This is a genomic window from Pedobacter sp. (assembly GCF_040513095.1).
Taxonomy (GTDB): domain Bacteria; phylum Bacteroidota; class Bacteroidia; order Sphingobacteriales; family Sphingobacteriaceae; genus Pedobacter.
This window is the reverse complement of the sequence record NZ_JBEVDX010000101.1, coordinates 26,698-39,594: the sequence shown is the minus strand read 5'-3', so window position 1 is coordinate 39,594 and position 12,897 is coordinate 26,698. Positions and strand designations below refer to the sequence as shown.

Annotated in this window: 12 protein-coding genes; 7 read left to right on the top strand and 5 right to left on the bottom strand. The window is 44.6% G+C overall.

Annotation, left to right across the window (positions count from 1 at the left end):
* Positions 1–73: 73 nt before the first annotated feature.
* The 3 genes from ABWY16_RS12120 to ABWY16_RS12110 all read right to left on the bottom strand — a co-directional run bounded on the left by ABWY16_RS12120 (position 74) and on the right by ABWY16_RS12110 (position 3,185).
* Entirely contained in the window at positions 74–964 is an 891-nt protein-coding gene (locus tag ABWY16_RS12120) for an SDR family oxidoreductase (RefSeq protein WP_353904904.1), read from the bottom strand.
* 107 nt (positions 965–1,071) lie between these two features.
* On the bottom strand, positions 1,072–2,265 hold the full coding sequence (locus ABWY16_RS12115; RefSeq protein ID WP_353904903.1) for a winged helix-turn-helix domain-containing protein: 1,194 nt from the start codon (positions 2,263–2,265) through the stop codon (positions 1,072–1,074).
* Positions 2,266–2,321: 56 nt separating this feature from the next.
* Positions 2,322–3,185, bottom strand: coding sequence for an SDR family oxidoreductase (locus ABWY16_RS12110; RefSeq protein WP_353904902.1), 864 nt, complete (start codon positions 3,183–3,185; stop codon positions 2,322–2,324).
* Between the two features lie 120 nt (positions 3,186–3,305).
* On the opposite strand from ABWY16_RS12110, the gene ABWY16_RS12105 reads away from it, so the two are divergent.
* The 5 genes from ABWY16_RS12105 to ABWY16_RS12085 all read left to right on the top strand — a co-directional run bounded on the left by ABWY16_RS12105 (position 3,306) and on the right by ABWY16_RS12085 (position 8,600).
* On the top strand, positions 3,306–3,641 hold the full coding sequence (locus ABWY16_RS12105) for a winged helix-turn-helix transcriptional regulator (protein WP_353904901.1): 336 nt from the start codon (positions 3,306–3,308) through the stop codon (positions 3,639–3,641).
* Between the two features lie 89 nt (positions 3,642–3,730).
* Positions 3,731–4,633, top strand: a complete 903-nt coding sequence (locus tag ABWY16_RS12100) for an NAD-dependent epimerase/dehydratase family protein (protein WP_353904900.1) — start codon at positions 3,731–3,733, stop codon at positions 4,631–4,633.
* A complete protein-coding gene (locus ABWY16_RS12095; RefSeq protein ID WP_353904899.1) occupies positions 4,623–5,597 on the top strand; it encodes an AraC family transcriptional regulator in 975 nt (324 codons plus the stop codon). The genes ABWY16_RS12100 and ABWY16_RS12095 overlap by 11 nt, the downstream gene beginning before the upstream one ends.
* Positions 5,598–5,671: 74 nt before the next feature.
* Positions 5,672–7,174: a DEAD/DEAH box helicase gene (locus ABWY16_RS12090; RefSeq protein WP_353904898.1), complete on the top strand. Its 1,503-nt coding sequence runs from the start codon at positions 5,672–5,674 to the stop codon at positions 7,172–7,174.
* Positions 7,175–7,226: 52 nt separating this feature from the next.
* Positions 7,227–8,600, top strand: coding sequence for a glycoside hydrolase family 28 protein (locus ABWY16_RS12085; protein ID WP_353904897.1), 1,374 nt, complete (start codon positions 7,227–7,229; stop codon positions 8,598–8,600).
* Between the two features lie 47 nt (positions 8,601–8,647).
* On the opposite strand, the gene ABWY16_RS12080 is transcribed toward ABWY16_RS12085, so the two are convergent.
* On the bottom strand, positions 8,648–9,544 hold the full coding sequence (locus ABWY16_RS12080; protein WP_353904896.1) for a helix-turn-helix domain-containing protein: 897 nt from the start codon (positions 9,542–9,544) through the stop codon (positions 8,648–8,650).
* 36 nt (positions 9,545–9,580) lie between these two features.
* Positions 9,581–10,585, bottom strand: a complete 1,005-nt coding sequence (locus ABWY16_RS12075; RefSeq protein WP_353904895.1) for an aldo/keto reductase — start codon at positions 10,583–10,585, stop codon at positions 9,581–9,583.
* Positions 10,586–10,779: 194 nt separating this feature from the next.
* On the opposite strand from ABWY16_RS12075, the gene ABWY16_RS12070 reads away from it, so the two are divergent.
* Positions 10,780–11,115, top strand: a complete 336-nt coding sequence (locus ABWY16_RS12070) for a nuclear transport factor 2 family protein (RefSeq protein WP_353904894.1) — start codon at positions 10,780–10,782, stop codon at positions 11,113–11,115.
* A 161-nt stretch (positions 11,116–11,276) separates the two neighbouring features.
* Positions 11,277–12,887 (top strand): Na+/H+ antiporter, encoded by a 1,611-nt coding sequence (locus ABWY16_RS12065; protein WP_353904893.1) that lies wholly within the window; start codon positions 11,277–11,279, stop codon positions 12,885–12,887.
* Positions 12,888–12,897 lie beyond the last annotated feature (10 nt).

Genomic DNA, 12,897 nt, shown 5'->3' with positions numbered 1-12,897 from the left:
GTCTTTGTTTTTTAGTTGATATAAAAATATAAATAACATTGATCAATTCTCTATCTGCAGGAATATTTTTATACTAAGACTTGAAATAAGTTCCATTTTCCATATCATCAAGCAGCTTTATGCCCTGAGGATGCCAGTTCAGACGCTCCTGTGTCAGGCTGCTGGAGGCCGGGCAGTCAATCCCTGCAAAACCTGTGAACCAGCCAAAATGAGCTGGCGCTTCTTCCCTGGATACAGATACCACAGGGATATTTAGTTTCTTACCGATCATTTCGGCAATCACTTTAAAATCGATACTCTCCTCCGCAACACCGTGAAACCTTGTTCTGCTAACGGCATTTTCCAGGGCAAGTCTAAACAACACAGCCGCATCTGATTTATGCAGGGCCGTCCAGCGGTTATTACCTTCGCCTATATAGGCAGCTACACCTTTTTCACCCGCAATCCTGATCAGCAACGGAACAAAGCCAATCACATCTCCATCACCATGTACTGAGGGCGACAAGCGTACCACAGAAACACGGACACCTTTTGCAGCCAAAGCATCTGCTGCTTCTTCCGATTTTCTTGGATGTCCGCCGGGTGCGGGTATGATATCTTCCGTTGCCAGTTTGCCCGGACTAACGATCGCGGTTCCTGAAGTCACAACAAAAGGACGGTCGCTGCCCAGCAGCTCTTCGCCCATGGCCTCAATCGCCAAACGATCTACCTCACACATTTCTGCGAACCTGGTAAAATCATGGATAAAACCCGCGTGGATAACTCCTTCGGCCTTTGCCACACCCCTGCGCAGACTGTCTAAATCCTGCAGATCGCCGCGGTGTACTTCTGCACCAGCTGCTAAAAGTGCAGTCGCATTGGCTTCTGATCTTGCAAGACCAATAACCTGGTGACCTGCGGCAATTAATTCCTGAACAATGACTGAGCCTATGAAGCCTGTGGCTCCTGTTACAAATACTTTCATAGTTTGATTATCTGATTAATGATGGCAACAAAGTTGGGGAATGAATGACCGGCAAATTTAGCCAGATCTGCTTTTGGTTTAGTCAAATCTTTTCGGCCCGGGCCTGGTTACTGGAAAGCTTTGGCGATCATTTCCAGGTAATCATAGCGGTTTGATCGCTTGAATACAATATCTCTGCAGCCGTTAAAATGTACGAATGCCTTTAATGCTTCTGTGATTTTGTCCAGCATGTTTTCATCGGGGACTGCTTCTTCGAAATGGATGTTGTGCACAATCAGCACCTTTTGTTTCCTGTCAGCTTTGGCATCCATCCGGGCCACAAATCTGTCTCCTGCCAGTATAGGCAAAGAAAAATAACCGTATTTACGTTTGGGAGCAGGTACGAAACACTCGATCTGGTAATCGAAGTCAAAAAAGTCTTTTAGCCGGTGGCGGAAAACATTAAGGATATCAAATGGGGAAAGGATGAAAGCTTCATCTGAAAGTTCAATTTGTCTTTCCTGTTCAGTTAAGATGTACAAACCATTGTTTTTAAGTCCTTCTACAACCACGGTTCTGACCTCCCCTTCTGCGACCATCTGCTCCAGCTCCTTTTTCAGCACATTTCCCTTTACCCGTCTTGCGCGCCAGGCCATTTCTTTGACAGAGGCAATTCCCAAGGCGCCAAGCGTGCGTCGGATCACGTACCTCGCAAATTCTTCCGGTGCTGGTACGGTCATGTCAATATCTGCAGGAATCAAATTCAGTGGCAGGTCATACACTTTCTGGAACTTCTTTGTCCGGCTGATCATCAGTTCGCCTTCCAGGTATAATCTTTCCAGTGCAACTTTTGCCGGCCGCCAGTCCCACCAGCCCGAACTTGCCTCCAGCCTGTCATCATCAAAATCCCCTACCATCAGCGGGCCCTCACGTTCTATCCTGTCGAGCACCTCTTTCCTTAAACGCGATTCTGCCGGTGACAGAGGTTTGCCGTTGATAGCAAAACTTTTTTTCACAGGCAGCGAAAAGCGTAAATCCGCCATCGGGAGATAACCCGCATCTGAGCTGAAGTATTCAAAAATCCGGCTCTGATCTGTGAGTTCTGTCAGCCATTCAGGCTGATAATCCGGTATGCGCGCCGCAAACACGTGGTGATGCGCCCGCTCCACTACATAATTCGTATCCAGCTGTACAAATCCCAGGTGATCAATCACCCTGAACACTGCCTCAATACCAAATCCGAACTGTGCGCTATGCGCTAAACCAGCAGCGTAAAGGATTATCCTGCGGGCTTCTGCCTTTGAAATCAGTAAGGGTTCCATAGCGGCAAAATAAGAAATAAAAAAGAAAAGCCAGTTGTACCTGGCTTTTCAAGCAGCTATCCGTAAATGGTTTTTAAAAATTCCTTAAGTCCCTGAGGTTTTCTTCCCAATAACTTGGCAAGATCACTGCGCTTGGTATCAAATTCGCCTTTACCTATAGCTACTCCGAAACCTGCAAAAAATCCGGCATCGCCTTCAGGCACTCCTGCTTTTACGAGTTCTGCGATGTAAGTATCAGCATCGGGTTTTAGGTATTGTACATCCTTACCGGTAATTTCCGAAATAATGGCGGCGATTTCGCTGAATGAATACGCTGTATCTGCCGTGATTGCGTACTCCTGATTTTCGTGTCCTCCTGTACTAAGTACAACGGCAGCGGCTTCAGCCATTTCTGCCCTTGCTACAAATGGTGTTTTTCCATCGCCCGCTGGGAAGAAAATACCAGTTTCAAGAACTTTTTCGCCGGCAAACATCGGTACCAGATCAGCGTATAACGTATCGTTCAGCAGTGTATATGCTATACCGCTTTTTTTCAGATAATCTGCTGTATCGCTATGGATCTGACTTACGACAGGGATCACAGATGCGGTAAAACTTTCAATATCTATGCTGGTGTAAGCGATTTGTGTCACGCCGTTTTCTTTGGCCGCGTTGATTACGTTTTTATGCTGGGTTAGCCTGTCGTTCAGATCTGATGACGAAACAAGCAATAGTTTATCCACTCCTTTCAAAGCCTTTCTTAAAGAATCATAATCGTGGTAATCTCCAGCTTTGATCTGAATCCCTTTTTCTTTTAGTTCTGCTGCTTTGCTTTCATCTCTAACCAGCGCAATAATGTCGCCGGCAGCTGTTCCTTTTTCCAGTAGTGAATCGATGGCTGCTTTTCCAAAATGGCCTGTAGCGCCTGTTATTAAAATCATAGTTTGTCCTTATTAAAATGAATAATTATCTTTGTTACGCAAAGAAACTAATAAGAATTTCAAAAAGTAACTGGTTACCTGATGGTAACAGTGAAAATAGTGGTAAGCTAAAAGTAACTAATGGAAAAAACAGATCAGACAGCCTGTCCTGTGACGGCAACAATCGCGTTAATCGGGGGCCGTTGGAAGACAATAATCCTCTATATCCTTTCCGATCATACGAGGCGCTTTGGCGAAATAGCGGCGCGGATGCCATCAATCTCCAGAAAAGTCCTGACTGAACAGTTGAAGGAGCTGGAGGCGGACGGACTGATCAGCAGGCAACAATTCAGGGAGATTCCTCCCCGTGTTGAATATTCCCTGACGGATCTGGGAAAAAGCCTGAAGCCTGTGCTGGGTGAAATGGCCGCATGGGGACAGGAAAAGGTTTTGAATGCTGCTGCCCATTCCGTATAAAATGACAACATTCCGGATTAACAGACTAACGCTGATCTCCGCATAACTGGATCTTTGAGGTATACTAATTTATATCAAAAACCTCGATCATGACTATCAAAAAAGTTTTTATTACTGGTGCCAACGGATATATCGGCGGTACTATCGCTCATTTATTACTGAAAAAGGGCTATGAGGTCACAGGACTTGTACGGCAGCCTGAACTCGCAGCAGAACTTGAAGCCCTGGGTATGCGGGCAGTTACCGGAAGTATTGATGACGCCGGGTTGGTTAGCAGGGAGGCCCAAATGGCAGATGCGGTTATCAACACGGCTACGGTTCTGGATCCTTTCTTTATCGATACCGTTATTGATGCACTTAAAAACACGGGCAAGACATTTATACATACCACAGGTTCCAGTATTCTGGGCGACAAAGCCCTTGGCGAAAAGTCGGATTTCATCTACAATGAGGATGTACCCCAAATTCCACATCTGGCGAGAACATTATGGGTGGCACTGAATGATCATGTACTGCTGGCTTCAAAAGAAGGTATTCGTTCCATGGTGATAGCGCCAACAATGGTTTATGGTAAAGGGCTTGGACTCCGCAAGGAAACTATTCAACTGCCCTTGCTTCATCGGTTGGCCCACGAAAAAGGGATGGGCGTGCAGGTAGAAAATGGAGAAAACATCTGGTCGAACATTCACATTGAGGACTTAGGTGATTTCTACGTAAAGATGCTTGAAAACGGCATTGCAGGTGGACTTTATTATGCCGAAAACGGCGAAGCAAGCCTGAAAGATATAGCAAAGGAGATCAGCAGAAAGATGGGCAAGGGAGAAGAAACATTTTCCATACCAATAGATGAAGCAGTTTCTTTCTTTGGCAATGCCGACATGGTTCACTTTGGATTGGCTTCCAACAGCAGGTGTACCTCTTTGAAAGCAAGGCAGACATTAGGCTGGCAGCCAAAATATAACAGTATATTAGATTATGTATATGAAGTATAACCATAAAGATATTCCAACTTATACTACCGGGACATTCAAGGAAGGCTACTTCAGGCCGATTGCCGATGTGGTTTCACAGCCAGAGCACAGCTATACCGGCCCTGGTCATTTTGAGATCCACCGGAGGGACGACTACCGTTATCAGTGCCGGGAGGTCGTCCCTGCCAACAGGCTGGAATTTTTTATGGTGAACCTTATTACCGGCGGCGAAGGAATAAAATCGTTTGGATTGCATGAGTATTATGCAAAACGAGGGACTTTATGTTTCGAGTCGCCCGGAAAAATCACTTCCTGGCAGGCCAAGGCCGATAATCATGCGGGATATTTCTGCATATTTGATGCTGAGTTTTTTCAGCAGGACCAGCTGGCCTCGGAGCTTATAGCAAACTACCCCTTCTTCCAGGTTGACGGTATCGGCGCCATACAGCTAACAGAAGATGAGATCCAGTACTTTAACGGTTTCTTCCAGGAAATTGAAAAGGAGTATTTATCGGATAGCCTGTTTAAAGCTGACATTATGCGGGCATTCCTGATCATCATTATGAAAAAGGCGCAAAGCCTCTATTCCACCTGCCCCCACTCTTCCATCCAGGATAACAGCAATGCCGGTTTAAGGTTAACAAAAGCTTTTACTAAATTATTTGACAGGGACTTTAATAGTGTAAAATCATTCCAGCCAATACCTCCGCGTAATCTTGATGATTATGCGGCGCAGTTAAATGTTTCCAAGAATCATTTGATAGACACAGTGAAATCCGTTGCAGGGAAGCCCCCGGGTGTATTGATGAACGAAAGGATAGCTAAAGAAGCAGCACAACTTCTGATACACACTGAACTCAGCATAGCAGAGATCAGCTATCTTTTTAATTTTGAATCACAGTCGTATTTTTCGCGCTTCTATAAGCGGTACATGGATATATCGCCTTCATTATACAGGGAAAGAGAGAAGCAGATCATGTTATAAATATTTTTTTTAACTGATTGCCCAAACATTCTTTGTTGCCACGAGTTTATGCTTTTCAATTTCAAGCTATCTACATGCCAACAAAACAACTATACCATTACCAGGAACACGATATAAATACGCTTTTTGAGAAACTGGAAAACTGCAGGGACCAGTGCCGGCTGCTTTACCAACTGCCAACGGGAGGAGGAAAAACAGTAATCTTCTCAGAAATTGCAGGCAGGTACATTAATAAATACCATCAGAAAGTAATCGTATTGACGCACCGGATAGAGCTTTGCAGACAGACCTCTGCGGCATTGCAAATGTCTGGTATTTCTAATAAGATCATTAACAGTGAGGTTAAAAAGATTTCCAGGAAAGAGGCCTATCCCTGTTATGTGGCCATGGTAGAAACACTGAACAACCGTATAGATGACGGATTGATTGATACCAATTCAATAGGCCTGATCATTGTAGATGAAGCACACCACAACTCCTTCCAAAAGCTGTTAGGCAAGTTTAAAAATGCGGCCATCATAGGTGTAACCGCTACCCCCTTAAGTTCAGATATCAATTTGCCTATGCGCAAAAACTATGATGAACTGGTGATCGGTGAACAGATAGGATCGCTGATCAGTCAGGGCTATTTAGCAAAGCCAACTACCTGGCGATATGATGTTGAACTGAATACCCTCAAAACAGGACTCCATGGGGATTTTACTGTGAGTACATCCGACGAGCTTTACGCCTCGCAGCCAATGCTGGATTTACTGCTGCATGCTTTTGACGCGCATTCCAAAAACAAAAAGACACTCATTTTTAATAACGGTATCTTCACATCAAGGAAGGTTTATGACGTGTTCACTGCCTTAGGCTATCCCATCCGGCATCTGGACAATCAGACAGCACCGGCAGAAAGAACAGAGATCCTGAAATGGTTTAAAAAAACCAAAGGAGCAATACTGACTTCCGTTTCTATCTTAACAACAGGATTTGATGAGCCGACTATACAAACGGTAATTCTGAACCGCGCAACCACTTCCTTAACGCTTTATCACCAGATGATCGGCCGTGGCTCCAGGCGCCTCCCGCAAAAGAAGACGTTTACAATCATCGATCTTGGAAACAATACCGACCGCTTTGGCGAATGGAATGCTGAAATTGACTGGAACTTTGTTTTTGAAAACCCGGAGGCATTCTATGCAAGCCTAAGTACCCAAACGAGTTACCAGGCACACCAGATTTCTTCAGATATGCGTACCTTGTTCCCTAATAGTTTGGAGATATCTTTTGATGTGCAGGGAGCGCATCAGTCTGCACTGGATAATGGCCTGAAGCCTAAAATCGTGATTAGGGATTCCATCCGTCAGCATGCGCTGATGTGCGCTGATAATAGCGATAGCATTGCTGAAGCAGTGGCACTGGCAGACGAGCTTTCACGCGAAATTGACTGGCGCATCAAGCAGTATGCAAAATGCCTTGGAAGGGTGACTAAAAATTACACAGAGTGGTTAAAAGAAGATTACGAGGCTAAGCTCAGACTGCTGATCCGCAAAATCATGGGCAGAAGATTGTTGTTGAAGACTGCTGTATAATAAAAACATTCAGTATCAGTAAAATATCCTGAATTGTCTTTATATTTCCAGTATGACCAGATACAAACTTTCTTTCCTGATTACGATCCTCTGCGGGGCTGCGCTGATTCTTTCCTTTAAAGTTCCCAAATCGGTGTCCATTGATGCGATTGCAGTTAAAGCACCTTTTCGCATGCCTGCAATCCAGGTACCTAATTTTAGTAAATGCGATTCTTTCGCGGTTACTTCTTTTGGAGCGAAAGCCGGCAATCAGGAACTCAGCAGCAAGGCCATTGCGCTGGCAATCAACAAAGCGAACTCCGTTGGCGGAGGCGTGGTAGTCATCCCGCCCGGGGAATGGTTAACAGGAAAAATACATCTGAAGAGCAACGTAAACCTGCACCTGGCAAAGGGGGCGGTACTGCTGTTTTCGGGCAATCCTGCCGACTACCTTCCGGCAGTGTCATCTACCTGGGAAGGTATGGAATGCATGAACTACTCGCCACTTATTTACGCTTACGGCTGCAAAAATGTTGCGCTGACAGGCCAGGGAGAAATCAAGGCAAAAATGGAGGTCTGGCAGAAATGGTTTGCCCGTCCTAAATCCCATATGGAAAGCATTAAAAGACTTTATAATCTATCCTGGAACAGAACACCTCTGAAAGACAGGCAAATGGTGAACGACACCGCCAATCTGCGCCCGCAATTTATACAGTTCAACCGATGTGAAAATGTACTTATAGAAGGCATTTCAATCACCAACAGTCCTTTCTGGACAGTACACCCCTACCTGTCGAAAAACGTGGTGATCAGGAATATAAAAGTATATGCTCACGGACATAACAACGACGGGGTTGATCCTGAAATGAGCCAGAATGTGCTGATCGAAAATTGTACGTTTGATCAGGGCGATGACGCTATCGCGATCAAATCAGGCAGAAATCCAGAAGGCTGGATCTATAAAACTCCCTCAAAAAATGTAGTGATCCGCAACTGCACTGTAAAAAACGGGCATCAGCTGGTAGCCATCGGAAGTGAATTGTCGGGAGGGATCGAAAATGTTTTTATCGACAGCTGTGAGGTACTCAACGGCGCTAAACTGGACCACCTGATTTTCATCAAAACGAATGAAAGAATGGGTGGTTATGTAAAGAACATTTATGCCAGCCATATCAAATCCGGAAAAATCGACCTGGGCATTCTGGGAATAGAAACTGATGTACTTTATCAGTGGCGTACGCTGGTTCCAACTTATGAGAAGCGACTTACGCCAATAGAGGATGTGTTTCTGGAACACATTATGGCAGCTGACGTAAAGTTTGTATCAAGAATACTTGCACAAAAAGAATTGCCGGTAAAAAATATAGTCCTTAAAGATGTTGTGGCCAGCAGCGTTGAGGGAGAAAAATATATACAGGAAAATGTGCAGGGCTTCAAAGTAGATTAGCGGCCAGGACCTGTCATCAAACATCGCTGGAGCTATGTCTTAGCTGCTTATTGAAAGATCTGACGGAACCTCATGGGCGACATCTGCGTTTTCTTCTTAAAAAGCGTACTGAAGGATTGCGCGTGTTCAAAACCCAGCGCAAATGCGATTTCACTGACCGTTAATTGCGTGGCAGAAAGCTTTTCCTTTGCTTTGTCAATTAATTTTTCGTGTATATGCTGCTGTGTGTTTTGCCCGGTATGCACCCGCAGCAAATCGCTCAGGTAGTTGGGGGACAGGTTCATTTGACCGGCGATGTGCTGCACTGTTAACAGACCATATTGCGCTGTATCATTGTTATCAAAATAATGATCAACCAGTTGTTCAAATTTCGCCAATAGTTCAGAGTTATTATTTTTACGCGTAATGAACTGCCGCTCATAAAACCGGTTGGAGTAGTTGAGCAGCAGTTCAATTTGCGACAGGATAATGTCCTGTGTGTGTTTATCAATGGGTGCACATTCTTTATCAATTTTATTCAGGATGGTAATCAGGTCGTCCTCCTCTTCTGCAGACAGATGCAGTGCCTCATTGACTGCATAAGAGAAAAACCCATAATTATTGATGCTACCTGCCAAAGCATGTTTTAAAAGGAAATCCGGATGGAAAATCAGCAAAAAGCCCGAGCCGCATTCCATATTATGTATATCCAGATACTGCACCTGATTGGGTGCCGTAAAACTTAAAACGCCTTTATCATAATCATAATGCTGCTGACCGTACCTGATCTTGCCTGTTGCTTCTCTTTTTAAGGCTACACAGTAGAACCTGTTTACAAAACCTTTCCAGACCTCGTCATCAAGAAATATGGATTCTGACAAATTGATCACGCTAACCAGCGGATGCCGCGGGGAAGGCAAAGACAATAACCTGTGAAACTCAGAAACAGAATTGATAGCATTCATAGTACGAAATTAATACATTAATTATAAAGAAGAACGTTAATCAATCAGGCCCATACTGAATTCGTCATAGGGTTTACCAGTATCAGTACCCAGTGGCACAATGGTGTCGAGCCGGGCAAGATCTGCCTCGCTCAGTTCAATAGTGCTGGCAGCGATGTTTTGTTCTACATATTTGCGGCGTTTGGTACCTGGAATCGGCAGAATACCCTTACTGATGATCCAGGCCAATGCCAGTTGTGAAGAAGTAACGCTTTTTTCTTTGGCCAGCGCTTCAATTGCTTTAACCAGCTCAATGTTTTTGTAGAAATATTCTTTCTGGAAACGTGGTATTGCGCGGCGGAAATCATCTTCCGGCAGGTCATCAATGCTGCGGATCTCCCCTGACAGGAATCCCCTGCCCAAGGGTGAGTAAGCAACGAAACCTATTCCCAGTTCACTTAATGTTTGCAACACGCCCCTTTCTTCCACGGTACGCTCAAATAAAGAGTATTCACTTTGTACAGCTGTGACCGGATGAACTGCATGAGCCCTTCTTACGGTTTCAGAAGAAACTTCTGACAGGCCGATGTAGCCGATCTTACCTTCTTTCACCAGCTCGCCCATGGCTTCAACAGTTTCTTCGATAGGTGTATTTTTATCCAGCCGGTGCATATAATACAAATCGATGTAGTCGGTATTGAGGTGTTTTAATGAACGTTCCACAGCTTTTTTTACGTATTCTTTTTTGCCGTTTATAGCCCAGGTCACATTGTCGTTCTCATCGATTTCCCATCCGAATTTGCTGGCGATAATGTATTGATCACGTTGGCCATCAATTGCTTTTGCAATCAGCTGTTCATTTTTAAAGGGCCCATACAGGTCGGCAGTATCTAAGAAATTACCGCCAAGTTCCAATGACCTGTGAATGGTTGCAATAGCTTCCTGTTCATCTGCCTTGCCATACATATTGCCTTCCTGAAAGCCGGTCATACCCATGCAGCCTAAACCTATTTGCGGAACGGTCAGTCCCTGGTTTCCCAATTTTATTTTCTTGATTTCCATAGTAATGATTTGATAGTCAAAGGTGGCTGATTCTGACAGGAAGACTGTATGCAAATCCCCGAATGTTGTATGCAAAACCCGGTTGAAACGGTTACACATTTTACAATTTAGGCGAAGCTGCCCATATTTTAAAAGATCACCTTTGGATAAACAATACCAAAGCACAGGGCAACGCGGCCTCTTACCTTAAAAATATGGATATAGAAAAATTTATCGGAGAATGGATCAAAGTCGGCAACAGTTACGACACAGAAAAATATCTGGAATTCTACGCGGAGGACGCAGTTTTGGACGATCCCTCGGTGGGCAGGAAGTTTAGTGGAAAAATTGGCATCAAAGAATACTTCCTCAGCTATTTTATAGGTTATCAAACGCAAACCAGAAAGCTGGAGCTAGTTGTAAAAGATAATTTCCACGCACATCTGGAAGTAGAATTTACAGGCAATTTCCCTGAAGGCAAAATTGGAGGAACTTTTGATTTCACTTTCAGAGATGGAAAAATTGGGCTGATATTGGCTGACCTAATTTGATATTCCAGCCTGCAACATGATGTTAGTCGTAAAATCACGATATTTCGTTATCAAATTATAAGCGGTAATCTTATAATATACTAAACAACAGGGTCATAAAGACTGGAGGGGTAATTGTAATATTTTGAGAATTTCAATATTTGCACTATCTTAATTTCCATATGCATTATACGCTACTTCAATACCTTTTACTTCTTTCTGCAGCCTTTCTGCTGATCCTGCTTGCCCGCCGCGTTAAGATTGCTTATCCTATATTTCTGGTGCTCACGGGGCTGGTGATCAGTGTTATACCGGGGATGCCCATGATTAATATTGAGCCGGATCTGATTTTCCTGATTTTTCTGCCGCCACTTCTGTATGAAGCTGCCTGGTGGACATCCTGGAATGATTTCTGGAAATGGAAACGGCCGATTTCCCTGCTGGCCTTCGGTCTGGTATTTTTCACTTCAACCGTTGTAGCATATAGCGTATCCAGTTTTATTCCGGGTTTTACCCTGGCCACAGGATTTCTGCTTGGGGGCATCATTTCTCCGCCGGATGCTATAGCTGCATCCGCGGTACTGAAAAACATCCGTGTGCCCAAAAGGATCATTACTATTCTCGAAGGTGAAAGCCTGGTGAACGACGCATCCAGTTTAACGGTGTTCAGATTTGCCCTGGCAGCGATTGTAACGGCAGGCGGATTTTCGTTCCAGGAAGCATCAGTCAGTTTTGTAACGGTAACCGTTATGGGTATTGTAGTAGGCCTTGTTGTGGCCCATATCATCTATCTTATACACCGGTTTCTGCCGACTACGGCAAGTATTGATTCCGCTTTCACGATTATATCGCCCTACCTGATGTACCTTGCAGCAGAAGAGTTTCATTTCTCAGGGGTAATGGCAGTGGTGAGCGGAGGACTGTTCCTCTCCTATCGTTCGCACGAAATCTTTGCGGACGGGCAAAGCAGATTGCAAACACTCAACGTATGGTCGACCCTTTCTATCATACTCAACGCACTGGTATTTGTGATGATTGGCCTGGAACTCCCTACCATTGTAGCGGGACTTGAAGGATACTCGCTTGCACAGGCATGGAAATACGGCCTTCTGGTGAGTGCCCTGGTGATTGTGATCAGACTTATCTGGATTTATCCGGGCACATTTATCCCTCGCTGGTTATTTAAAAGTGTAAGGGACAATGAAGCACATCCCGGCTGGAAAGGTTCCTTTGTCATAGGCTGGGCAGGTATGCGTGGTGTGGTTTCCCTTGCCGCGGCGTTATCACTGCCGCTTACACTGGATAACGGACAGCCATTGCCAGAAAGAAACCTGATCATCTTTATCACCTTTGTGGTTATACTGGTTACACTGGTTTTCCAGGGACTGACTTTACCTGTAATCATCAAAGCATTAAAAATCAAAGAGATTGATCCGATGATGCCCGAAGAACAGCAGGAAACAGAGATACGCTTGAAATTAACCCAGGTAGCCCTGAAGCAGCTCCAGGAAAAACATCAGTTGGAACTTAAGGACAATGCCCTGCTCGTGGGGGTTAAAGTAGACCTGGAAAACCATCTCAAACACAACCACCTGAAGCTGGACTGCATGGAATGCGCTGTGAAAGATCAGAAAGAGTTACATGTTTACAAACGTGTACTCAAAGATATTTACCAGGTGCAGCGGTCGGAGCTTTACCATTTACGCAAAGCCAAAAACTATTCTGATGAGGCTATACGCAGTGAGGAAATGCAGGTTGATATTGCAGAGCTAAGAATTACCAGCAAGCAGTAAATCACTTCAG

Coding starts and splice junctions, on each gene's coding strand:
- ABWY16_RS12120 (WP_353904904.1), bottom strand. CDS start 964: ATGAAAGTATTTGTAACAGGAGCCACAGGCTTCATAGGCTCAGTCATT.
- ABWY16_RS12065 (WP_353904893.1), top strand. CDS start 11,277: ATGCATTATACGCTACTTCAATACCTTTTACTTCTTTCTGCAGCCTTT.
- ABWY16_RS12085 (WP_353904897.1), top strand. CDS start 7,227: ATGACCAGATACAAACTTTCTTTCCTGATTACGATCCTCTGCGGGGCT.
- ABWY16_RS12090 (WP_353904898.1), top strand. CDS start 5,672: ATGCCAACAAAACAACTATACCATTACCAGGAACACGATATAAATACG.
- ABWY16_RS12110 (WP_353904902.1), bottom strand. CDS start 3,185: ATGATTTTAATAACAGGCGCTACAGGCCATTTTGGAAAAGCAGCCATC.
- ABWY16_RS12100 (WP_353904900.1), top strand. CDS start 3,731: ATGACTATCAAAAAAGTTTTTATTACTGGTGCCAACGGATATATCGGC.
- ABWY16_RS12070 (WP_353904894.1), top strand. CDS start 10,780: ATGGATATAGAAAAATTTATCGGAGAATGGATCAAAGTCGGCAACAGT.
- ABWY16_RS12095 (WP_353904899.1), top strand. CDS start 4,623: ATGAAGTATAACCATAAAGATATTCCAACTTATACTACCGGGACATTC.
- ABWY16_RS12075 (WP_353904895.1), bottom strand. CDS start 10,585: ATGGAAATCAAGAAAATAAAATTGGGAAACCAGGGACTGACCGTTCCG.
- ABWY16_RS12105 (WP_353904901.1), top strand. CDS start 3,306: ATGGAAAAAACAGATCAGACAGCCTGTCCTGTGACGGCAACAATCGCG.
- ABWY16_RS12115 (WP_353904903.1), bottom strand. CDS start 2,265: ATGGAACCCTTACTGATTTCAAAGGCAGAAGCCCGCAGGATAATCCTT.
- ABWY16_RS12080 (WP_353904896.1), bottom strand. CDS start 9,544: ATGAATGCTATCAATTCTGTTTCTGAGTTTCACAGGTTATTGTCTTTG.